This window comes from Halostella limicola, from assembly GCF_003675875.1.
Taxonomy (GTDB): Archaea; Halobacteriota; Halobacteria; order Halobacteriales; family Natronoarchaeaceae; genus Halostella; species Halostella limicola.
In genome coordinates, this window is the sequence record NZ_RCDI01000001.1 from 185181 (window position 1) to 205288 (window position 20108).

The 20108-nt window shown below is 69.5% G+C and carries 20 protein-coding genes; 14 read left to right on the forward strand and 6 right to left on the reverse strand.

The annotated features are described in order from the left end of the window. Nucleotides 1–39 precede the first annotated feature (39 nt). Genes D8670_RS02140 through D8670_RS02150 form a run of 3 tightly spaced genes read left to right on the forward strand, consistent with a single transcriptional unit; the run spans nucleotide 40 to nucleotide 3204 of the window. Entirely contained in the window at nucleotides 40–891 is an 852-nt protein-coding gene (locus D8670_RS02140) for a CBS domain-containing protein (protein ID WP_121816459.1), read from the forward strand. Further along, entirely contained in the window at nucleotides 884–2647 is a 1764-nt protein-coding gene (glyS, locus tag D8670_RS02145) for a glycine--tRNA ligase (RefSeq protein ID WP_121816460.1), read from the forward strand. The genes D8670_RS02140 and glyS overlap by 8 nt, the downstream gene beginning before the upstream one ends. Then, nucleotides 2647–3204: a diacylglycerol/polyprenol kinase family protein gene (locus tag D8670_RS02150; protein WP_121816461.1), complete on the forward strand. Its 558-nt coding sequence runs from the start codon at nucleotides 2647–2649 to the stop codon at nucleotides 3202–3204. The genes glyS and D8670_RS02150 overlap by 1 nt, the downstream gene beginning before the upstream one ends. Before the next feature lie 21 nt (nucleotides 3205–3225). Here D8670_RS02150 and D8670_RS02155 read toward each other — a convergent pair whose 3' ends face one another. Next, entirely contained in the window at nucleotides 3226–4404 is a 1179-nt protein-coding gene (locus tag D8670_RS02155) for a cation:proton antiporter (protein ID WP_121816462.1), read from the reverse strand. Then, complete coding sequence (locus tag D8670_RS02160) at nucleotides 4405–4887, reverse strand: cation:proton antiporter regulatory subunit (protein ID WP_121816463.1); 483 nt, start codon at nucleotides 4885–4887, stop codon at nucleotides 4405–4407. Nucleotides 4888–4984: 97 nt separating this feature from the next. Between D8670_RS02160 and D8670_RS02165 the strand changes: the two genes are divergently transcribed. Continuing rightward, nucleotides 4985–7447, forward strand: a complete 2463-nt coding sequence (locus D8670_RS02165) for a DEAD/DEAH box helicase (protein ID WP_121816464.1) — start codon at nucleotides 4985–4987, stop codon at nucleotides 7445–7447. A gap of 64 nt (nucleotides 7448–7511) precedes the next feature. Then, nucleotides 7512–7691, forward strand: coding sequence for a hypothetical protein (locus D8670_RS02170; RefSeq protein WP_121816465.1), 180 nt, complete (start codon nucleotides 7512–7514; stop codon nucleotides 7689–7691). A 5-nt stretch (nucleotides 7692–7696) separates the two neighbouring features. On the opposite strand, the gene D8670_RS02175 is transcribed toward D8670_RS02170, so the two are convergent. Then, on the reverse strand, nucleotides 7697–8377 hold the full coding sequence (locus D8670_RS02175) for an Sjogren's syndrome/scleroderma autoantigen 1 family protein (protein ID WP_121816466.1): 681 nt from the start codon (nucleotides 8375–8377) through the stop codon (nucleotides 7697–7699). Between the two features lie 141 nt (nucleotides 8378–8518). On the opposite strand from D8670_RS02175, the gene mdh reads away from it, so the two are divergent. Further along, nucleotides 8519–9433 carry a malate dehydrogenase gene (mdh, locus tag D8670_RS02180; protein ID WP_121816467.1) on the forward strand — a complete coding sequence of 305 codons (915 nt, stop codon included), beginning with the start codon at nucleotides 8519–8521 and terminating at the stop codon, nucleotides 9431–9433. A gap of 139 nt (nucleotides 9434–9572) precedes the next feature. Then, on the forward strand, nucleotides 9573–9707 hold the full coding sequence (locus D8670_RS21610) for a hypothetical protein (RefSeq protein ID WP_255458906.1): 135 nt from the start codon (nucleotides 9573–9575) through the stop codon (nucleotides 9705–9707). A 77-nt stretch (nucleotides 9708–9784) separates the two neighbouring features. Here the strand turns inward: D8670_RS21610 and D8670_RS02185 are convergent, their stop codons facing one another. Beyond that, nucleotides 9785–10030: a ferredoxin gene (locus D8670_RS02185; protein ID WP_121816468.1), complete on the reverse strand. Its 246-nt coding sequence runs from the start codon at nucleotides 10028–10030 to the stop codon at nucleotides 9785–9787. Nucleotides 10031–10121: 91 nt separating this feature from the next. Here D8670_RS02185 and D8670_RS02190 point away from each other — a divergent pair, with 91 nt between their 5' ends. The 7 genes from D8670_RS02190 to D8670_RS02215 all read left to right on the forward strand — a co-directional run bounded on the left by D8670_RS02190 (nucleotide 10122) and on the right by D8670_RS02215 (nucleotide 17642). Beyond that, nucleotides 10122–11462, forward strand: a complete 1341-nt coding sequence (locus tag D8670_RS02190) for a hypothetical protein (protein WP_121816469.1) — start codon at nucleotides 10122–10124, stop codon at nucleotides 11460–11462. A gap of 48 nt (nucleotides 11463–11510) precedes the next feature. Then, nucleotides 11511–13790 carry an ATP-dependent DNA helicase gene (locus D8670_RS02195; protein WP_121816470.1) on the forward strand — a complete coding sequence of 760 codons (2280 nt, stop codon included), beginning with the start codon at nucleotides 11511–11513 and terminating at the stop codon, nucleotides 13788–13790. Continuing rightward, a complete protein-coding gene (gene cgi121, locus D8670_RS02200) occupies nucleotides 13790–14302 on the forward strand; it encodes a KEOPS complex subunit Cgi121 (protein WP_121816471.1) in 513 nt (170 codons plus the stop codon). The genes D8670_RS02195 and cgi121 overlap by 1 nt, the downstream gene beginning before the upstream one ends. Nucleotides 14303–14346: 44 nt before the next feature. Then, complete coding sequence (locus tag D8670_RS02205) at nucleotides 14347–15660, forward strand: oxidoreductase (protein ID WP_121816472.1); 1314 nt, start codon at nucleotides 14347–14349, stop codon at nucleotides 15658–15660. A gap of 127 nt (nucleotides 15661–15787) precedes the next feature. After that, complete coding sequence (locus D8670_RS20560; protein ID WP_162994123.1) at nucleotides 15788–15940, forward strand: hypothetical protein; 153 nt, start codon at nucleotides 15788–15790, stop codon at nucleotides 15938–15940. 275 nt (nucleotides 15941–16215) lie between these two features. Continuing rightward, the gene (locus tag D8670_RS02210; RefSeq protein ID WP_121817538.1) at nucleotides 16216–17178 is read left to right on the forward strand and encodes a transcription initiation factor IIB; all 963 of its coding nucleotides are present in this window, start codon (nucleotides 16216–16218) and stop codon (nucleotides 17176–17178) included. Between the two features lie 32 nt (nucleotides 17179–17210). Beyond that, on the forward strand, nucleotides 17211–17642 hold the full coding sequence (locus D8670_RS02215) for a dCTP deaminase/dUTPase family protein (protein WP_121816473.1): 432 nt from the start codon (nucleotides 17211–17213) through the stop codon (nucleotides 17640–17642). Nucleotides 17643–17649: 7 nt separating this feature from the next. On the opposite strand, the gene D8670_RS02220 is transcribed toward D8670_RS02215, so the two are convergent. Continuing rightward, complete coding sequence (locus D8670_RS02220) at nucleotides 17650–18903, reverse strand: M20 family metallo-hydrolase (protein ID WP_121816474.1); 1254 nt, start codon at nucleotides 18901–18903, stop codon at nucleotides 17650–17652. A 158-nt stretch (nucleotides 18904–19061) separates the two neighbouring features. Then, complete coding sequence (locus D8670_RS02225) at nucleotides 19062–19976, reverse strand: NmrA/HSCARG family protein (protein ID WP_121816475.1); 915 nt, start codon at nucleotides 19974–19976, stop codon at nucleotides 19062–19064. Nucleotides 19977–20108: the final 132 nt, after the last annotated feature.

The window sequence follows — 20108 nt, forward strand, 5'->3', positions numbered from 1 at the left end:
TCGTAGGGTACAAGAAGGGAGAGATCGTACCCCGCGGGTATGAACGTCGCTGACGCGATGACCCCTCGCTCGGAGGTCGTGACCGTGGAGCTCCCGGGCAACCGGGACGACGCGCTGGAGTACCTGCAGGAACGGTCGTTCTCGTCCGTTCCGGTGATCAAAGAGACCGACGAGGGCGAACAGTTCCGCGGGCTCGTCTCCCGCGAGTCGCTCATCGAGAACCCCGACGAGGACCAGCTCGCCCTCCTGATGAACGAGGTCCCGACGACCACGCAGGACACCTCCCTGGAGGAGGTGAGCCGGCTGATGGTCACCGAACGCGAGCGCCGAATCCCCGTGGTCGACGGCCAGCTCGAAGGGATCGTCACCGTGACGGACGTGATCCGGGCCATCGCGGAGGAGGCCGTCGACGGCGACCGGGAGGTCGGCGACCTCGCCTCGCGCGACATCAACGCCGTCTGGGCGGAGACCCCCCTGCCCGTCGCCGAGCGGGAGATCTTCTACGCCAACGTCCCGTACGCCGTCGCGCTCGACGACGAGGGGAGCATGACGGGCGTCCTGACCGAGGTGGACGTCCTCGACGTCGCCCGCGTCGTGGAGGGCGAGGCCGAGACCGGCGACAGCATCGCCAACCAGGACGACGAGTGGGCCTGGGAGGGGATCAAGGCGGTCGGCAACCGCTACCTGCCGACCCGGAACGTGAAGATCCCCGCCGGACCGGTCCGGGAGTTCATGACCAGCGACGTGGTGACCGTCACCGAGCCAAAGACCGCGCGCGACGCGGCACAGCTGATGATAACCAACGACATCGAACAGATCCCGCTCGTCAGCGGCGACGACCTCGCGGGCATCGTCCGCGACGTCGACCTCCTGGAGGCGCTCTATGACTGAGGACGTCTCGGAGCGCGTCGTTGAGCTCGCCAAGCGGCGAGGCTTTTTCTTCCAGTCGAACGGCGCGTACGGCGGCGTCTCCGGCTTCTACACGTACGGCCCGCAGGGCGCGACGCTGAAGGACAACGTCGAGGACGCCTGGCGCGACCGCTTCGCGGTCAAGGAGGGGCACATGGAGATCGACGCCCCGACCGTGATGCCCGAACCCGTCTTCGAGGCGTCGGGGCACCTCGACGGCTTCGACGACATGCTCGTCGAGTGCCCGGAGTGCGGCGAGAGCCACCGCGCGGACCACCTGATCGAGGACGGGACGGCCATCGAGGAGGCGGAGAGCTACCCGCTCGACGAGGTCGAGGACCTGATCGCGGAACACGACCTGGTCTGTCCGAACTGCGGCACGGAACTCGCCGGCCAGCCGGTCGAGGACTTCAACCTCATGTTCGAGACGAACATCGGTCCCGGTAGCTCGCAGCCGGGCTATCTCCGCCCCGAGACGGCGCAGGGCATCTTCGTGGAGTTCCCTCGCCTGAAGGAGTACGCCCGCAACCAGCTCCCGTTCGGCGTCACCCAGATCGGCAAGGCGTACCGCAACGAGATCAGCCCGCGGAACTCGATCATCCGCGTGCGTGAGTTCACGCAGGCCGAACTGGAGCACTTCATCGACCCCGAGGAGGACGAGCCGCCGCTGCACCGGGTCGAGGACGTCCAGGTGACGCTGTACCCCGCGAGCGAGCAGGAGAGGGAGGACGGCGGCTACGTCGAGACGACGATCGGCGAGGCCGTCGACGAGGGCATTCTCACGAACGACTGGGTCGCCTACTACCTCGGCGTCGCCAAGCCCTGGTACGACCGCGTCGGCGTCGACATGGACCGGTTCCGCTTCCGCCAGCACCTCTCGGGCGAGCGCGCCCACTACGCCGCGGACTGCTGGGACGCCGAGGCCGAGATCGACGGCGACTGGTTCGAGCTCGCCGGCTTCGCCTACCGCAGCGACTACGACCTCTCGAAGCACGGCGAGCACTCCGACGAGGAGTTCACGCTGTTCAAGCAGTACGACGAGCCGAAACGCGTCGAGCGCGCGACGGTCGACCCCGACATGAGCTACCTCGGCCCCGAGTTCGGCGGCGATGCCGGTGACGTGGCCGACGCGCTGGAGCGGACGGCCGAGCGCGACCGCGCCGCCTTCGACGCCGACGAGGTGACCGTCGAGGTCGACGGCGAGGAGTACACGGTGCCCGTCGAGAAGACCGGCTTCGCCGTCGAGGAGGTCACCGAGTCCGGCGAGCACATCACGCCCCACGTCGTCGAGCCGTCGTTCGGCGTCGGCCGCGTCGTCTACACGGTCGTGGCCCACGCCTACCGCGAGGACGAGGTCGACGGCGAGGAGCGCACCTACCTCGACCTCGACCCCGAGGTCGCGCCGACGGTCGTGGGCGTCTTCCCCCTGATGGACAAGGACGGCATGGCCGAGAAGGCCCGCGAGATCGCGGCCGAACTGCGCGAGGCCGGCCTGGAGGTGACCTACGACGACTCCGGCGCCATCGGCCGGCGCTACCGCCGTCAGGACGAGGTCGGTACGCCGTTCTGCGTCACCGTCGACTACGAGACGCTGGAGGAGGGCACCGTGACCGTCCGCGAGCGCGACACGACCGAGCAGAGCCGCCTTCCCGTCGAGGACCTCGCCGAGACGCTGACCGCACTGCGCGACGGCGAGCGGACCTTCGACGAGTTGCTCGCCGCGGCCGGCGCGGAATAATGGCGAACGAAGTCGCGCGCCGACTCGTCCACGCCAGCGGGGCGGTGATACCGCTCGCGTACATCTTCGTCGACGCCGTCACGTGGACGGACGTCCGGTGGGTGCTCATCGGGGGCACCGTCGTGACGATACTGCTCGAAGCGATGCGGCTGTTCGCCGGCCTGGAGTGGGTCGTGTACGACAAGCTCACCCGGGAGTACGAACAGGACAACGTCGCTGGCTACGCGCTGTACGTCTTCGGCGGCACCCTCGTCGGACTGGTGTTCGAACCGCGGATCGCCGTGCCGGCGATCCTGATGCTGACGCTCGGCGACCCGGTCAGCGGCCTGCTCGGCTCCGGCGAGCTGCGGACGATCAAGCGGTGGCCGGTGCTGCTGGCGATGTTCGGCACCTGCTTCCTGCTCGCGTACCCGTTCCTACCGGTCCACGCCGCGGCGCTGGCCGCGCTCGCGGCGACGCTGGCAGACGGCGTCAAACCGGTCGTCGCGACGTACGTCATCGACGACAACATCACGATCCCCATCGCGGCGGCGGTGGCGGCGTTTCTCGTCCTCTGAGTGGGGAACGCTCCCGCCGGACTACGGCGCGGGGAGGCGGTCCCACACCGCGTCCGAGTACTGCATCAGCGTCGTCCCGAGGACGCTCATCACCAGCACGTAGCCGACGGTGACCGACGGGATCGTGTCGCGGAGCACCTCCGTCCCGCCCGCGGCGGCGAGCGTGGCGATGACCAGCGAGAACTCGCCGCGGGTGACCATGCCCGCGCCGACGCGGAACGACCGGCGGGCGTCCAGGTCGTACGACCGGCCGCCGAGGTAGCCGCTGACGAGTTTCGTCGGCGTCGTCAGGGCGACCAGGAGCGCGAGCAGGCCGGCGGTGGCGACGAGCGCGGCGGGGTCCGTCTCCAGACCGATCCAGAAGAAGAAGACGGCCGCGAACAGGTCCCGGATCGGCATCAGCAGGTGCTCGACCGCGTCGCTGTCCGACGTGCTCCCGACGGCCATGCCGACGAAGAAGGCGGCGACGGCCTCGCTGACGCCGAGTTCGAGCGCGATACCGCCCGCGAGGACCGTGACGGCCGCCGAGCGCAGGAGTCTGAGCTCCTGGGTCTCGGCGGCGACGAGGCGCTCGACGAGCGACGTTCCGTAGTGGGCGACGGCGAGGAGGGCGAGCAGGAAGCCCATCGCCACGACGAGGTCGGTGAGGACGTCAGCCAGGTCGCCGCTGTCGAGGACGACGGCGGACATCAGCGTGAGGTAGACGGCGATGGCGAGGTCCTCGAAGACGAGGGTGCCGAGCATCGGGTCGCTCTCGTCGTTGGCGATCCACCCCAGGTCGATGAGCGACTTCGTGATGACCGCCGAGGAGGAGATGTAGACGATGCCGCCGAGGAACATCGCCTCGGTGAGCGACCACCCCAGCGCGAGGCCGATCAGGACGCCGACGGGGAAGTTGATCAGGAGGTCGACCGTCCCGGCGGCGGTGATCCGCTGGCGGTTCGCGAGCAGGCGGTCCAGGCTGAACTCCAGACCGAGGAAAAAGAGGAGGAAGACGATGCCGAGTTCGGCCAGCACCTCGACGAACTCGCCGCTGCTGACGTGCAAGGCGGTGAGCCGACCCAGCGCCTCGGGGCCGACGAGGATGCCCGTGACGACGTAGAAGGGGATCACCGACTGGCCCAGCCGCGAAGCGACGGAGCCGCCGATGGCGATGGCCGCCAGCATGATCCCCACTTCCAGCAGTGACGTGGCGGCCATCTACCCGGTGACGTACGCCTGCAGTTCGTCGTGTTCTTCTCGGGAGCCGACCGCGACGAGGGTGTCGTCGGGCCGGAGCTCCGTGTCGGGCGCGGGGTTAGTGATCGTCTCGTCGCCGCGCTGGACGGCGATGATCGACGCACCGGTCTCCTGTCGGATCCGCGCGTCGCGGAGCGTCCGGCCGGCGACGGGGGAGTCGTCGGTCAGTTTCACCCACTCTATCAGCGAGTCCTCGGAGATGACCGTCTCGATGGTGTCGGTCTGGATGGGCTGAAAGTACGCGCCCTCCATGATCGTGCCGACCTGCCGGGCGAGCTTGTCCGACAGCTCGAACAGTTTCTCCGAGTCCGCGTTCGGCTCCGGCCGGAGAAACAGCTCCCGCTTCCCGGTGTTGTGGATGACGACGACGAGTTGCGACTCGTCGTTCAGGTCTATCTCGAACTTCTTCCCGACGCCCGGTAGGTCGGACTCGTAGACCGCCATACCTGAGGATCGGCGGACGACAGCAAAAAGACCGGTCCCGGATCACTTTCACCGCGCTTTACGAACCCTTAACGCCGGCGGGGTGTAATGGCCGCCAATGGCCGCCACGGACGAGGAACCGGGGTACGTCGATCACCCGATGCTGACGCCGAACTTCATCGAGCGCCGCCTCTACCAGATCCGCCTCGCCGGCACCGCCGCGGAGGACCACACGCTCGTCTGCCTGCCGACGGGGCTGGGCAAGACGACGGTGAGCCTGCTCGTGACCGCGCGGCGGCTCGACGAGGTCGGGGGGAAGGCGCTGTTTCTCGCGCCGACGAAGCCGCTCGTCCAGCAGCACGCCGACTTCTACCGCGACGCCCTCGACATGCCGAACGACGACATCGTCGTGTTCACGGGCGAGGTCCGCCCGGACGACCGCGCCGAGCTGTGGGAGGACGCCCGGATCGTCATCGCGACCCCGCAGGTCGTCGAGAACGACCTCGTCGGCAACCGCGTCTCGCTCGCGGACGTGACCCACTGCACGTTCGACGAGTGCCACCGCGCGACCGGCGACTACGCGTACAACTACATCGCCGAGCGCTACCACCAGGACGCGGAGAACCCGCTCGTGACGGGGATGAGCGCCTCGCCGGGCGGCGACGAGGAGGAGATCCTCGCGGTCTGTGAGAACCTCGGTATCCGCGAGGTGGAGGTGATGACCGAGGACGACGCCGACGTCGACGAGTACACCCACGAGACCGACGTCGACTGGAAGACGATCGAGCTCCCCGACACGATCACGGAGATACGGGACGCCCTGAACGAGGTCATCGAGGACCGTCTGGAGAAGCTGAAGGAACTCGGCGTCACCCGCAAGTCGAGCGCCGACCTCTCGGAGACGGACCTGAAGAAGATGCGGGCGGAGCTCCAGCAGCTGATCGACAACGACCAGTCCGAGGGGTATCAGGGGATGTCCGCCCACGCCGAGATCCGGAAGCTCCGGACTGCGGTGACGTACGTCGAGACCCAGAGCGTCGAGGCGCTCCGGCGCTACTTCGAGCGCCAGCGCCAGGCCGCCCGGTCGTCGGGCGCGTCGAAGGCCAGCCAGCGCCTCGTCTCCGAGCCGAAGGTGCGCGAGGCGATGCGGAAGGCGGAGGAGTACGACGACCTCCACCCGAAGTTCTCGGAGGCCCGGATGCTCATCGCGGAGACGCTGGGCATCGACGACGGCGAGCGCGTCATCGTGTTCACCGAGTCCCGCGATACCGCGGAGGTGCTGACGGAGTTCCTGAGTGACCACTTCGACGTCCGGCGCTTCGTCGGGCAGGGCGACAAGGACGGAAGCGACGGGATGACTCAGAAGGAACAGCAGAAGACCCTCGACGACTTCCGGGCGGGCCAGTTCGAGGTACTCGTCTCTACCTCCGTCGCGGAGGAGGGGCTGGACGTGCCGGAGGTCGACCTGGTCATGTTCTACGAGCCCGTCCCGACGGCCATCCGCTCCATCCAGCGCAAGGGCCGGACTGGCCGGCAGACGGAGGGGAAAGTCGTCGTGCTGATGGCCGAGGACACCCGCGACGAGGCGTACTTCTGGATCGCCCGCCGGAAGGAGTCGGAGATGGAGGACGAGCTCCGGAAGCTGAAAGGCGTCGCCGACGACTTGGAGGAGGAGCTAGACGACAGCCAGCAGCAGCTGGCGGACTTCGCGGACCCGGCCGGCGGGGCGAACGCGGCCAGCGACGGCGGAGCGGCCGCCGGCGGGTCGGACGGCGGCGACAGCGGGAACGCTGGAGGCGGCGGGTCGAGCGGCCCGCAACCCGGTCTGCGGGATTTCGCGGGCGAGAGTGACGACGGCTCCGCGGACGAAGCCGCAGCCGACGACGACCCGGAGGCCACCGTCGCGACCGCGAAGGGCGACGAGGAGACGCTGGAGGTCGTCGTCGACCAGCGCGAGCTCGACTCGAACATCGCGCGGAACCTCTCGAAGCGCGACGGCGTCGAGACGCGACTGGAGACGCTGGCGGTCGGCGACTACGTCCTCTCGGACCGGGTCGCCGTCGAGCGCAAGACGGTGAGCGACCTGCTCGACACGCTCACCGGCGGCGACGAGCGCTCCGTCTTCGAGCAGGTGGGCGACCTGACCCGCCACTACTCGCGGGGCGTCCTCGTGCTGGAGGGCGACGACCTCTACGGCGAGCGCAACGTCCACCCGAACGCCATCCGCGGCGCGCTGTCGTCGCTCGCGGTCGACTTCGGGGTGAGCGTCCTCCGCACCGAGGACGAGGGCGACACCGCGGACCTGCTCGAAGTGATCGCCGGTCGGGAGCAGCAGGCCGACGACCGCGAGGTGAGCGTCCACGGCGAGAAGCAGTCGAAGACGCTCGCGGAGCAACAGGAGTACGTCGTCAGCTCCATCGCCGACGTGGGGCCGGTCACGGCGCGGTCGCTGCTGGAGGAGTTCTCCACTGTCGAGGCGGTGATGACCGCCCGGGAGGAGGACCTCACGGAAGCCGACGGCGTCGGCGAGGTGACCGCAGAGCGGATCCGCGAGGTCGTGGGGAGCGAGTACGAGGGGTAGGATCCGTTTACCGTTCGTTCACGGCCGTACTACTAAGTCGTGAGAATCCCAGGAGTGTCAACACATGGCGAACCCCCGGGCTGAGTTCGACGAGGGCCCCCGGTACGGCCGCCCGCAACACGATAGTCCCGACGAGACGCGAGACGCGGAGCTGTACGGGCGGCCGCAACACCGCGAGACGGACGGCAGGGGATTCGATCCGTCGGAGTCACCGGTCGGGCGGCGGTGGGCGGGCACCGAGTAATCCGGTCAGTACGGGAGCGCGTCGAGCGCTTCCGCGGCTTCACGAGCGGCCGCGAGGTACTCGCGGGCGCGGCGCGGGTCGTCCGCCTCCGCCGCCTTCCGCGAGAACTTCGTCAGCGTGGACCGGAGCGCCGCCGCGGCCTCGCCCACGTCGCCGTCCCCGGCTGCCGGTCCGCCGACCGCCCCGGAACCACCTCGGTCGTCGGAGGGGGCGCGGTCCGGGTCGGTGCGGTCGGGCGTCGCCCGCGGTTCGCTACCGGCCGCCCGGGGAGCGCCGGGCTGGGCGACGCCGTCTCCCTGAGAGAGCGGTTCCGACGAACCGGCGGCGTCCGCGCGCGCGTCTCCCCGCTCGGGGGTGGGCTCGCTCTCCGGTTCCCGGGCGGGCTCCGCCGCTTCCTCCGTCGCGTCTGCTTGCTCCTGATTCCCTGGCTGCTGGCCGCCTTGGGGCGCACTCTGACCGCCCGCTTGCTGGCCCTGCCCCTCCGCGGGCGCCTGACAGGTGGGGCAGAACGTCTGCCCGTCGTACCGGAAGATCGGATCGCCGCACTCCTCGCAGTGGGCGTTCGTCATCGTCGCGCCCTTCAGGAGGAGTTCACTCATCTGTTGGGTATGCTTCCGGTCCGCTTCCTCCGCCTCGAACTGCTCGCGGAGCTTCTCTCGCTCCGCTTCCTTGTCGAAGTCGCTCATACCCGATAGCACGGCGCCGGGGTCGAAAAGGACTGCGAACCCACACGGTTCGACAGGTGACGTACCGCGGAGCGACGAACATCGCTGTAGTCCGGCGTTTCGAAGTATTTAACGGGTATCGACGGCCTCTTTTTACGTGGTATGACGAAAGTTAGCGTGGTCGGCGCGGCCGGAACGGTCGGCGCCGCCGCAGGGTACAACATCGCGCTCCGCGACGTGGCCGACGAGGTCGTCTTCGTGGACATCCCGGACAAGGAGGACGACACCGTGGGGCAGGCCGCCGACGCGAACCACGGCGTCGCGTACGACTCGAACACGACCATCCGTCAGGGCGGCTACGAGGACACCGCGGGCTCCGACGTGGTCGTCATCACCGCCGGCATCCCGCGCCAGCCCGGCCAGACGCGCATCGACCTCGCGGGCGACAACGCGCCGATCATGGAGGACATCGGCTCCTCGCTCGCCGAGCACAACGACGACTTCGTGACGATCACGACGTCGAACCCCGTCGACCTGCTCAACCGCCACCTGTACGAGACGAGCGAGCGCGCCCGGGAGAAGGTGATCGGCTTCGGCGGCCGCCTCGACTCCGCGCGCTTCCGCTACGTCCTCGCGGAGCGCTTCGACGCGCCCGTGCAGAACGTCGAGGCGACGATCCTCGGCGAGCACGGCGACGCCCAGGTCCCCGTCTTCTCGAAGGTCCGCGTCAACGGACGCGACCCCGAGTTCAGCGACGACGAGAAGGAGGAGATCCTCGAGGAGCTCAAGACGAGCGCGATGAACGTCATCGAGAAGAAGGGCGCGACGGAGTGGGGCCCCGCGACCGGCGTCGGCCACATGGTCGAGGCCGTCCTCCGGGACACCGGCGAGGTGCTCCCCGCCTCCGTCAAGCTGGACGGCGAGTACGGCCACGACGACGTCGCCTTCGGCGTCCCCGTCAAGCTCGGCGCCGACGGCGTCGAGGAGGTCGTCGACTGGGACCTGACCGCTTACGAGCGCGAGCAGCTCGGCGAGGCCGCGGACAAGCTCTCCGAACAGTACGACGAGATCGCGTAACCCGGCGACGCGGATCCCGCGAACCGGTTCGCCATTTTTCGGCGGAAACCGGCGGCCAGCGGCCGGTTCGCTGACACCTTCTCGGGGTGACAAAAGAATTATGCGAAGGCGTGTCGATCCCACTCGTAGGTGACCGACCATGGGTGAGGACGCGAACACGCACGTCACGGAGTGGGCCGAACTGATCGGCGACTCCGTCCCGGACGCGGACCAGTCGCCCGAGGACGGCGACGACCCACAGGACGCGGAGGACCCCTGGAACGTCGCGCGGTGATCCGGCGTTTTTCTCCGGTTAAGCGGCCGCTAGCGGCCGCTATCTGGGGACGTCGATAGCCCCACCGAGAACGGGCTTCAGGGGACGATCTGTTCCCCGTCGTCGTCGTACACCGCGATGGCGTCGACCGGGCAGGCCCGCGCGGCGAACTTCGCATCGAGTTCCTCGTCCTCCGGCACCTCGCGGACGACGAGGTCCTCCTCGACCTCCTCGCCGTCGACCAGGATCGCCTTGCCAGCGTCGGTGTCCTCCTCGAAGCCGTCCCACTCGGCGACGCACTGGAACATGCCGATGCAGGTGTCGCGGTCGAATTCGACCTTCATGCGGGACAGTTGGCGGGGTGTTCACATAGTGATGACGGACCCGCGACCCCGACGCGAACTTTAATGGTCGGCCCGCGAGTCGGCAGGGGTGATGCCCTCCATCTCCCGCAGACGAATTCTGGCGGCGATCGCCGCGAGCGGTGCAGTCGGCGGTAGCGGCGCCGCGGACGAGGCCTGCGTCGGTCGGGGCGATCCGAACGGCGGCGTAGTCTGGTCCCGGACGTACGGCGAGGACGCGGACGTCGAGTTGGCGGACGCGGTGGTCCGGAGCGACGGCTACGCGCTCGCCGGAGCGGGACCAGACGACCGCGGCTGGCTCCGCCGGATCGACGGTGACGGCGCTGAGCACTGGCACCGAGAGTACGGCGCGGACGGGGACCGATCGGTTGAGGCGCTGACGGCGAGCGACGGCGGCTACGTTCTCGCCGGCGCGGCCGAGGGATACGAGCGGCAGTTCGTCACCAGAACCGACGCGGACGGCCGCGAAGAGTGGACGGAGACCGTCGAGGTAGCCGGCTACCCGGCCTTCGTCGCCGCCGGTTCCGACGGATCGATCGCCCTGGGTGTGACCGAACGGCGCTGGTCGCAGTCGTCCGAACGCTGGTCACTGCACCTATCGGCGATCGGTCCCGACGGCGACGTCCGGGAACGGCGGTCGTTCGACGGCTACGAGAACCGGCGGGTCGAGGCGGGCCTGGCGACCGGCGACGGCGTCCTGGTCGCGGGCGAAGACGATACCGACGACCGGGACGACGGCTGGCTCTGGGAGGTCGCCGTCGACGGCGGGATCGAGGTCGAGCGGACGGCGACGTTCGACCGCGAGATCGTCGCCATCGACCGGCACGAGGACGGAGCCGTCGTGATCGCCGGGACCAACCAGACGTGGCTCGCGCGCCTCGACTCGGAGTGGAACGTCGAGTGGGAGCGCTCGGAGTTCGACGGTGCCGTGGAGATCAACGACGTGACCGCCGTCCCGGACGGCGTTCTCGCGGCCGGGTACCTGTGGGCGGGGTGCGCGAGGAAGCCCTGGGCGTTCCGGACGGACCCCGCGGGGACCGAGTCGTGGGCCGCGAGCGACGAAGAGCCGGCGAACCGACGGTGGCAGTCGGCCCTCCCCGCGGGCGACGGCGAGCGGGTCGTCGCCGCCGGGACCGACTACGAGGACAACGACGCGGTGCTGTCGCTCGTCGAGGAACCAGAGCCGAACGAGTCGGAACCATCGACTACCGCGACGACTGCGGTCGGAACCTCGACCGGAGTGACGACCAACGGCACCGAGACGAGCGACGACACCGAGACGGGCGACGATCCCGCCACTACGACGGAGGACGAATCGACCGCGGGGACCCTGAACGGCTTCGGTCTCGGCGCGGCCGTCGCCGCCCTGACGGCGGCCGCCGGGTACCGCGCCCGGCGGAACCGGCGCGACTGACCGCCCGAGACGACAGTTTAAACCGCGGGACGCCCCTACGAAGGGCCAATGAAGACAGCGGACCTGTCGGGGCTCCCGCCCGGCGTCACGGACCACCTGCGGGACCAGGGGATCGAGGAGCTGTACCCCCCGCAGGCCGAGGCGGTCGAGGCGGGCGTCACCGACGGCGAGAGCGTGGTGGCGAGCGTCCCGACGGCGAGCGGCAAGACCCTCATCGCGGAGCTGGCGATGCTGTCCGCGGTGAAACGCGGGGGGAAGGCGCTGTACATCGTGCCGCTCCGGGCGCTCGCCAGCGAGAAGAAGGCGGAGTTCGAGGAGTTCGAACAGTACGGCGTCTCCGTCGGCGTCTCGACGGGGAACTACGAGAGCGACGGCGAGTGGCTGTCGACGAAAGACATCATCGTCGCGACGAGCGAGAAGGTCGACTCCCTCGTCCGCAACGGCGCGGGGTGGATCGAGGACCTCTCCTGCGTCGTCGCCGACGAGGTCCACCTGATCGACGACGCCCACCGCGGCCCGACGCTGGAGGTGACGCTGGCGAAACTCCGGAAGCTGAACCCGGGGCTGCAGACCGTCGCGCTGTCGGCGACCGTGGGCAACGCCGCGGACATCGCGGCGTGGCTCGACGCCGAACTCGTCGACTCGACGTGGCGACCCATCGACCTGAAGAAGGGGGTCCACTACGGGAACGCGCTCCACCTCGACGACGGCACGCAGCGGGAACTCGACGTTCGAAGCGGCGAGAAACAGACCGCCGCGGTCGTCCGCGACACGCTGGAGGACGGCGGGTCGTCGCTGGTGTTCGTCAACTCCCGGCGGAACGCGGAGGCGGCGGCGCGCCGGCTCGCCGACACCGTCGAACCGCACCTCACCGACGAGGAGCGCGACGAACTCGCCGGCGTCGCCGAGGAGATCCGGGACGTGAGCGACACGGAGACGAGCGACGACCTGGCGGACGCCGTCGCGAAGGGGGCGGCGTTCCACCACGCCGGCCTCGCGAGCGACCACCGGGCGCTGGTCGAGGACGCGTTCCGCGACCGCCTGTTGAAGGTGATCAGCGCGACGCCGACGCTCGCGGCGGGCGTGAACACGCCGAGCCGCCGGGTCGTCGTCCGCGACTGGCGGCGCTACGACGGCACGGCCGGGGGGATGCAGCCGCTCGACGTGCTGGAGGTCCACCAGATGATGGGCCGCGCGGGCCGACCGGGGATGGACCCGTACGGCGAGGCCGTGCTGATCGCCAGTAGCCACGACGAGCTCGACGAGCTGTTCGACCGCTACGTGTACGCCGACCCCGAACCGGTCCGGTCGAAGCTCGCCGCGGAACCGGCACTGCGGACGCACGTCCTCGCCACGATCGCGACCGGGTTCGCCGCGTCACGCGAGGACCTGCTCTCGTTCCTCGAAGGGACCCTCTACTTCTCGCAGACGACGGAAGAGGGGCGACTGGAGACGGTGACCGACAACGTCCTCGACTACCTGGAGCGCAACGAGTTCGTTGAAGAGGAGGGCGGCACGCTCACGGCGACCAACCTCGGACACACCGTCTCGCGGCTCTACCTCGACCCGATGAGCGCCGCCGAGATCGTCGACGGCCTGCGAGCAGTCGAGGGGCGACCGTCGGCGCTCGGCCTCTACCACCTCGTCTCGCGCACGCCGGACATGTACGAACTGTACCTCCGCTCGGGCGACCGCGAGGAGTACACCGAACTCTGCTACGAGCGCGAGTCGGAGCTGCTCGGGAAGACCCCCAGCGAGTTCGAGGACGAGCGCTTCGAGGACTGGCTGTCGGCGCTCAAGACGGCGAAGCTGCTGGAGGACTGGGCGAGCGAGATCGACGAGGACCGCATCACCGAGCGCTACGGCGTCGGTCCCGGCGACATCCGCGGGAAGGTCGACACCGCGGAGTGGCTGCTCAACGCCGCCGAGCAGCTGGCGAACGAACTCGACGTGGGCGAGGAGGCCGCAATCCGCGAGGCGCGCAAGCGCGTCCAGTACGGCGTCGGCGAGGAACTGCTCGATCTGGCTGGCGTGCGGAGCGTCGGTCGGAAGCGCGCCAGACGGCTGTACGAGGCCGGCATCGAGACGCGAGCCGACCTCCGCGAAGCGGACAAGTCCGTCGTACTGAGCGCCCTCCGAGGTCGCCGGAAGACCGCCGAGAACGTGCTCGAAAACGCCGGCCGCGAGGACGCCTCGATGGAGGGCATCGAGGAGGCCGAGGGGGACGCGGCGCCCGGGATCGCGGAGTCGAGCGGCGGAGCCGACGCCGGATCCGCGGGCGATCCGGAGGAGGAAGACGCCGGCCAGGCCAGCCTGGGTGATTTCTGATGGAACTCGTCGAGGGAACCCTGACGGTCGCGGACACCGACGCGCTGGTCGAGCGCCTCGGCGAGATCGGCGACGAGCACGGCTGTTCGGTGCAGGCGTTCGACGCCCGCTACGTCGCCGGGCGCGAGCACCTCGAACGCGCCGTCGCGCTGGCGGACCGGGCGATCGATCGCGGCGAGAACGTCGCTCGCGACCGCGCCGTCGAGATCCTGCTGTACGCCGCCGGCCGCCGGCAGATCAACCAGGCACTGGAGATGGGCGTCGGTGAGGGCGAAGGGGCCGCGGTCGTACTGGTCGACGCGGGCGGCGCCGGCGGAGACGAGGCGAGCGCGGTGGAAGCGGTCAGGGCGGCGCTCGACCTCGAACCGACGCCCACGGTCGGCGTCGAGCACGCCGACGAAGAGCGCCTGCAGGCGTTCTTCGATGTCACGGACGCCGAGCGGGCGGCGACCGACGCGACGCTCGCCGACCTCGTGTGCGAGCGCGTCGCCCTCCTCGACGTCGAGAAGTAGAGGGCGGCTGAACGCTTTTGTCCGCCGCGGCCGAACTCGGGGGCATGTCCCCGCGGCTCGACGATCCGTTCGATATCGGCGGTCTCACCGTCCCCAACCGGCTCTACCGCGCGCCGTTGCTGGAGTGCGCCGGCAACGGCCCGGACGCCGTCGAGACGCTGATCGCAGACCTCGAACCGGCCGCGGAGTCGGGCGTCGGACTGGTCTGTCAGGGCGCGACCATCGTCCGCGGCGAGGGCGGGTGCGCCGCGCCGGGGATGACGCGGGTCCACGACCCCGAGTTCGTCTCCCGACTGTCGGCGCTCACCGACGCGATCCACGACCACGGCGGGCGGATCTTCGTCCAGTTGGAGCACGGCGGCCTGCGGAGCATGGAGACGTGGCACGCAGAGTACCGGGCGGAACACCCCGACCTGCAGCAGCTCGCGGTGTCGCCGCTCCCCCGGCCGCTCCGGGCGCTCGACCGCCTCGGGTTCCTGGAGTACGACCCGCACGTCATGACGACCGAGGAGGTGTACGACCTCGCGGAGGACTTCGCGGCCGCCGTGGAGCGAGCGGTCGACGCGGGGTACGACGGGATCCACCTCGCGGGGGCGAACATGGGCGTCGTCCAGCAGTTCCTATCGCCGTTTTACAACCGCCGCGACGACGAGTTCGGCGGGTCGCTCCGTGACAGGGCGCGCTTTCTGGCGGTCGTCCACGACCGGATCCGGGAGCGGGTCGGCGACGTGCCGCTGATGACGAAAGTGCCCGCAGAGACGGCCGCGCCCGCCGTCGTCCGGCGGAAACTCTCGCTTTCGGACGGGGTCCGGATCGCGGAGACGCTGGAAGCGGTCGGCTACGACGCCGTCGTCCCCGTGCAGGGGTCGGTCGTCTGGGACATGAGCATCGTCCGCGGGGAGTACCCCGAACGCGCGTGGTCGGACGAGCGGTTTCAGTCGGGGTACGACGCGGCGTTCGGCGGGCCGCTGCGCAAGCGCGTCGTCGCCGCGCTCAACCGCCTCCAGTCGCTTCAGTACGACTTCGAGCCGGCCTGGAACGCCGAGTTCTGCCGCGAGGTCCGCGACCGGGTGGACGTGCCGGTCCTCGGGGAGGGGGGGATACGGGGGCGGGAGCAGATGGATCGCCTCCTCGGCGACGCCTGCGACGCCGTTGGCCTCGGCCGCCCGTTCTACGCCGAACCGCGGATCGGCGCTCGCTTGCTCGACCGCGACGGCGCGAGGGCGGTCTGCGAGAACTGCAACAACTGCACCGTCCCCCAGGTGACGGGCGCGCCCGGCGTCTGCCGGACGCCATCCGTGCTGGAGGCCCGCGGTCGACTCGACCGCGCCGGCGAGTACGATCGCCGCGACGACTGATTAGACTATTGTCACTTTCACCGCGGTCGTCAGAAAGATAACGGATGAACAAGTAACAACAGTGTGATGGTTTCACAGGCATCGAATCCACGAAACGGCCCTTACCGCCCCGTACACGGTCATACCCATGACACAGTGCAATAACTGCACCGACGCGATCGCGGAGGACGACGAGACGCACGTCGTGGTCGTGAAGCCGATGGAGTTCAAGGGGGAGAACCAGCGCATCGAGCACTACTACTGCTCTATCAACTGCCTGGTAGAACGCGCCCGCCAGTAACTGACAGAAACGCGTTACGACCGTCGGGGAAACGGGGTCCTACGGCCGCCTAGCGGAGACTAAACTCCGGGAGAAAACCGCGCTGTGCGGCGCTCTCCCCTCAGTCGGGAGTAACCTTTCGTTGCCGTCAGCGAGGGGATCATAGCGGGTTCATAACAAAGGCTGGGGATCGGTAAGGCAAAAGCGGACGAGGGGGATGAGGCCGCCGGACGCGGACGGCGTTTTTCGAGGTCTCGAAATCGCCAGTCGCCGCCGTCACCCCCCGGATGCACACAATGTCACGACTGAACACTACTCGAACCGGCCGTCGGGCGGAGATCGAACCGGAGAGTAAAGAGGAGGGCTCCGAGTGCCCGGAGTGCGGCACTGAACAGTTCATACAGAGCCCCGACCGGGGTGAGCTAGTCTGCTCCGACTGCGGGCTCGTCGTCGACGACGAGGCGATAGACTACGGGCCGGAGTGGCGCGCGTTCAGTCACAAGGAACGCCAGGAGAAGTCCCGGGTCGGCGCGCCGACGACGAAGACGATGCACGACCGGGGGCTCACGACCGACATCGACTGGCGCAACACGGACGCCAAGGGCCGCTCTATCGACTCGGAGAAGCGGGGACAGCTCCACCGGCTGCGCAAGTGGCAGCGGCGGATCCGCACGCGGGACGCGGGCGAGCGCAACCTGAAACAGGCGCTCTCGGAGATCGACCGGATGGCGTCGGCGCTCGGCGTCCCCCGGTTCGTCCGCGAGATCGCGAGCGTGATGTACCGCCGCGCGCTGGACGAGGACCTCATCCGCGGCCGCTCGATCGAGGGCGTCGCCACCGCGACGCTGTACGCCTCCTGTCGCAAGGAGGGCATCGCGCGGAGCCTGGAGGAGATCACCGAGGTCTCCCGGGTCGACCGTCGCGAGATCGGCCGCACGTACCGCTACATCTCCCAGGAGCTCGGCCTGGAGATGAAGCCGGTCGACCCCAAGCAGTTCGTGCCGCGGTTCTGCTCGGAGCTCGACGTGAGCGAGAAGGTCCGAACCCGCGCCAGGGAGATCGTCGAGGAGACGGCGAAGGAGGGCCTTCACTCCGGGAAGTCCCCGACGGGCTTCGCCGCCGCGGCCATCTACACCGCGTCGCTGGACTGCGACGAGAAGCAGACCCAGCGCGAGGTGGCGGAGGTCGCGCAGGTGACGGAAGTGACCATCCGGAACCGGTATCAGGAACAGACCAACGTGCTCGAAGGCGAGAGCTAACCTTTTCCTCGGCGCGTTCGTAGGTCGCCCGCATGGCAGGGACCGATCTCGCGCGCCACGTCGAGGGCATCGTCCACCGGGAGACGCAGGTACACGAGGACGGCCTCGACCTGACCGTCGCCGAGGTGTACGAAGTCGAGAGCCCCGGCCGCGTCGACTTCGGCGGCGGGGAACTCGAAGCGGCCGACCTCGAACCGCACGAACGGACCTGGCGGAGCGAGGACGACGACTACCAGTGGTGGCACTTAGACGCCGGCCAGTACCTGATCGAGCACAACGAGTCCTTCGCCGGCGACGCGCGCCTCACCCTCCAGACGCGGGACGAACTGCTCGCGCGCGGCGCGTTCCACCCGACGCTGACCGTCGCCGAACTCGACCGCGTGCCGCTGTCGGTCGGCGGGGCGGGGATCCGCCTGAAGGAGAACGCCCGGGTGTCGACGGTCGTGGACGCTGCGGAGCGGTAGGGGCGTCTCAGGTCCCCGAGAGCCGCGCCAGCGCCCCCGCCAACACCGTGGTCGCGGCCGCGCAGTCCGCCCAGTCCGTCCACTCCAGGGGGTTGTGCGAGATGCCGTCCCGCGACGGCGCGAACAGCATCCCGGCGTCGGTGACGTCGGCGACGTGCATCGTGTCGTGGGCCGCGCCGGAGTGCATGTCCAGCGTCTCGATACCGGCGTCGTCGCCCGCCCCGTGCAGCGCGTCCCGACACCGGTCGTCCATCGGGGTCGGCGCGAGGTCGAACGGCCGAGAGAGTGCCGTCTCGACGCCGCGCTCGCGTTCGAGGCGAGCGAGGCTGTCCCGCGCCCGACCGACGATCGCGTCCATCGATTCCGCCTCCACGTCCCGGACGTCGAGTCCCAACTCCACCCGTCCGGGGACGACGTTCGTCGCGTTCGGCGAGACGTCGAGCGAGCCGACGGTCCCGACGGCGGCGGGGCTGTCGGCCGCGACGCGGTCCGTCGCGGCGCGCTCGACGTCGAGGACGAACTCGCTGGCCGCCGCGAGCGAGTCAGTGCGGTCGCCCATCGGCGTGGACCCGGCGTGGTTCGCCTCGCCCGCGACGGTCACCTCGCAGTGAGTGATGCCGGTGACGGTCGTGACGACGCCGACCGGGACGCCGGCGTCTTCGAGGCGCCGGCTCTGCTCGACGTGGAGTTCCAGCCAGGCGTCCCACGCCGCCGCGTCGAGGCGGCCGTCGCCGCGGTAGCCGATATCGTCGAGCGCGTCGCCCAGCGCGGTTCCCCCGTCGTCGCGCAGTTCGAGGGCGTCCTCGGCGGATCGCCGACCGGCGGCGACCGACGAGCCGAGCAGACCCGAAGCGAACCTGCCGCCCTCCTCCTCGGTGAACGACACCACCTCGACCGGGCGCTCCGGCGAGCAGTCGGCGTCCTGTATCGCCCGGACGGCTTCGAGCGCGGCGTACACGCCCAGCGGTCCGTCGAAGATACCGCCTTCCGGAACGGAGTCGAGGTGGCTCCCGGCGGCGACAGGGGCTGCGTCGCCGGTGCCGGGCGGCGACCAGCGCCCGACGACGTTCCCGACGGCGTCGACGCGGACGTCCAGACCGGCGTCTTCCAGCCGTTCGACGAGGTGATCGCGGGCGCGGCAGTTGGCGTCGGTGCCGGTCCGCACGGTCCGACCGCGCCCCTCCGGGACGTCGACGGCCCCGAACTCGGCGTTTCGCTCGATGTCCTCGCGGAGTCGCCGTTCGCTGACCGGGAGGTCCATGCGTTCACCTTCGGACGAACGGCCTTCGCTGTTCGGGACGAGCGTGTCGCGACGGCCGGCGCTCCGGGAGAATGGACGGGGAGCGACGGGCGCGAAACCGACGGAACGCGGAACCGCGGTGCGGGAAAACGATAGGGGGCCGACGGCCGGCGGCGAGCTTACTGCATCGCCTTGACCCAGCCGGGCACGGCGGCCATCCCGTCCTTGTCCTCCCAGCCGCTCTCGCGGAGGTAGCCCTCGAGCGTCCGGAACTCGAAGCCGAACCGCTCCTCCAGCGCGTCGACGTCGGCGTCGTAGCCGACCTCGTTGAACCACTCGCACATGACGGTGAACTCCTCGCCGAAACTCTCGTAGGCGTCCTCGATCGGGACGTGGTAGGCGTCGACGTCGACGCCCGTCACCTCGGAGAGGACGTCGGCCGTCTCCTCGAGCGTCAGCTCGTCGCCCGCGAGCTCGAAGCGCTCGCCGACGAACTCGTCGGGGTCCGCGAGGGCGACGGCGGCGGCGCGGCCGACATCGTCGACATCGACCATCTGGAGCGAGACCCCCTCTGCGAGCGGGAGGGCGATCTGTCCGTCGTCGACGACGTCCTCGGCGAACGCCTCGAAGTTCTGGAAGAAGAACACCGGCTGGAGGACGGTCATCGGGAGGTCGAGGTCCTGCGCGTGCTGCTCGATATCCCAGGCAGAGTCGAAATGCGGGATCCCGGTGTCCCTCTCGTGGCTCCCGACGCCGCTGAACACGAACTGGTCGACGCCCTCGTCGGCGGCGACCTCCGCGACGTTCTTCCCCTGCTGGACCTGGGCGTCATACCCCTGCGTCCAGAAGTTCGTCACGGCGAAGACCGCGTCGGCGTCGGCGACGTGCGGGCGGAGGGACTCCTTGTCGTTCAGATCGCCCTCGACCATCGTCACCCCGCGGTCAGCCAGTTCCCGTGCCCGGTCGCCCGACGCGTCGCGCGTCAGGCCGCGGACGTCGAACTCGGCGTCCGAGGCGAGGAGGTGTTCGACGACCGCACCGCCCTGGTTCCCGGTCGCGCCCGTGACGAGGACGCTTCGTGCATCCGCGGACATCAGGCGGACACCTCGGCGGCGACGGCGCTGTTCGCGGGCGATACGGACCGCTGGTCGGCAGGCGACTGTAGTTTCATTACGTTACTTGATTCAGCGGCGAACGTATATGTGCGTTTGGCGATACGAACGCAA

Excerpts from the sequence above, each read along its gene's own strand:
- D8670_RS02185 (WP_121816468.1), bottom strand. The coding sequence starts at position 10,030 with ATGAAGGTCGAATTCGACCGCGACACCTGCATCGGCATGTTCCAGTGC.
- D8670_RS21610 (WP_255458906.1), top strand. The coding sequence starts at position 9,573 with ATGGGTGAGGACGCGAACACGCACGTCACGGAGTGGGCCGAACTGATC.
- D8670_RS02215 (WP_121816473.1), top strand. The coding sequence starts at position 17,211 with ATGGCAGGGACCGATCTCGCGCGCCACGTCGAGGGCATCGTCCACCGG.
- D8670_RS02165 (WP_121816464.1), top strand. The coding sequence starts at position 4,985 with ATGGCCGCCACGGACGAGGAACCGGGGTACGTCGATCACCCGATGCTG.
- D8670_RS02195 (WP_121816470.1), top strand. The coding sequence starts at position 11,511 with ATGAAGACAGCGGACCTGTCGGGGCTCCCGCCCGGCGTCACGGACCAC.
- D8670_RS02140 (WP_121816459.1), top strand. The coding sequence starts at position 40 with ATGAACGTCGCTGACGCGATGACCCCTCGCTCGGAGGTCGTGACCGTG.
- D8670_RS02160 (WP_121816463.1), bottom strand. The coding sequence starts at position 4,887 with ATGGCGGTCTACGAGTCCGACCTACCGGGCGTCGGGAAGAAGTTCGAG.
- D8670_RS02150 (WP_121816461.1), top strand. The coding sequence starts at position 2,647 with ATGGCGAACGAAGTCGCGCGCCGACTCGTCCACGCCAGCGGGGCGGTG.
- glyS (WP_121816460.1), top strand. The coding sequence starts at position 884 with ATGACTGAGGACGTCTCGGAGCGCGTCGTTGAGCTCGCCAAGCGGCGA.
- cgi121 (WP_121816471.1), top strand. The coding sequence starts at position 13,790 with ATGGAACTCGTCGAGGGAACCCTGACGGTCGCGGACACCGACGCGCTG.
- D8670_RS02170 (WP_121816465.1), top strand. The coding sequence starts at position 7,512 with ATGGCGAACCCCCGGGCTGAGTTCGACGAGGGCCCCCGGTACGGCCGC.
- D8670_RS20560 (WP_162994123.1), top strand. The coding sequence starts at position 15,788 with ATGACACAGTGCAATAACTGCACCGACGCGATCGCGGAGGACGACGAG.
- D8670_RS02220 (WP_121816474.1), bottom strand. The coding sequence starts at position 18,903 with ATGGACCTCCCGGTCAGCGAACGGCGACTCCGCGAGGACATCGAGCGA.
- D8670_RS02190 (WP_121816469.1), top strand. The coding sequence starts at position 10,122 with ATGCCCTCCATCTCCCGCAGACGAATTCTGGCGGCGATCGCCGCGAGC.
- D8670_RS02155 (WP_121816462.1), bottom strand. The coding sequence starts at position 4,404 with ATGGCCGCCACGTCACTGCTGGAAGTGGGGATCATGCTGGCGGCCATC.
- mdh (WP_121816467.1), top strand. The coding sequence starts at position 8,519 with ATGACGAAAGTTAGCGTGGTCGGCGCGGCCGGAACGGTCGGCGCCGCC.
- D8670_RS02210 (WP_121817538.1), top strand. The coding sequence starts at position 16,216 with ATGTCACGACTGAACACTACTCGAACCGGCCGTCGGGCGGAGATCGAA.
- D8670_RS02225 (WP_121816475.1), bottom strand. The coding sequence starts at position 19,976 with ATGTCCGCGGATGCACGAAGCGTCCTCGTCACGGGCGCGACCGGGAAC.
- D8670_RS02175 (WP_121816466.1), bottom strand. The coding sequence starts at position 8,377 with ATGAGCGACTTCGACAAGGAAGCGGAGCGAGAGAAGCTCCGCGAGCAG.
- D8670_RS02205 (WP_121816472.1), top strand. The coding sequence starts at position 14,347 with ATGTCCCCGCGGCTCGACGATCCGTTCGATATCGGCGGTCTCACCGTC.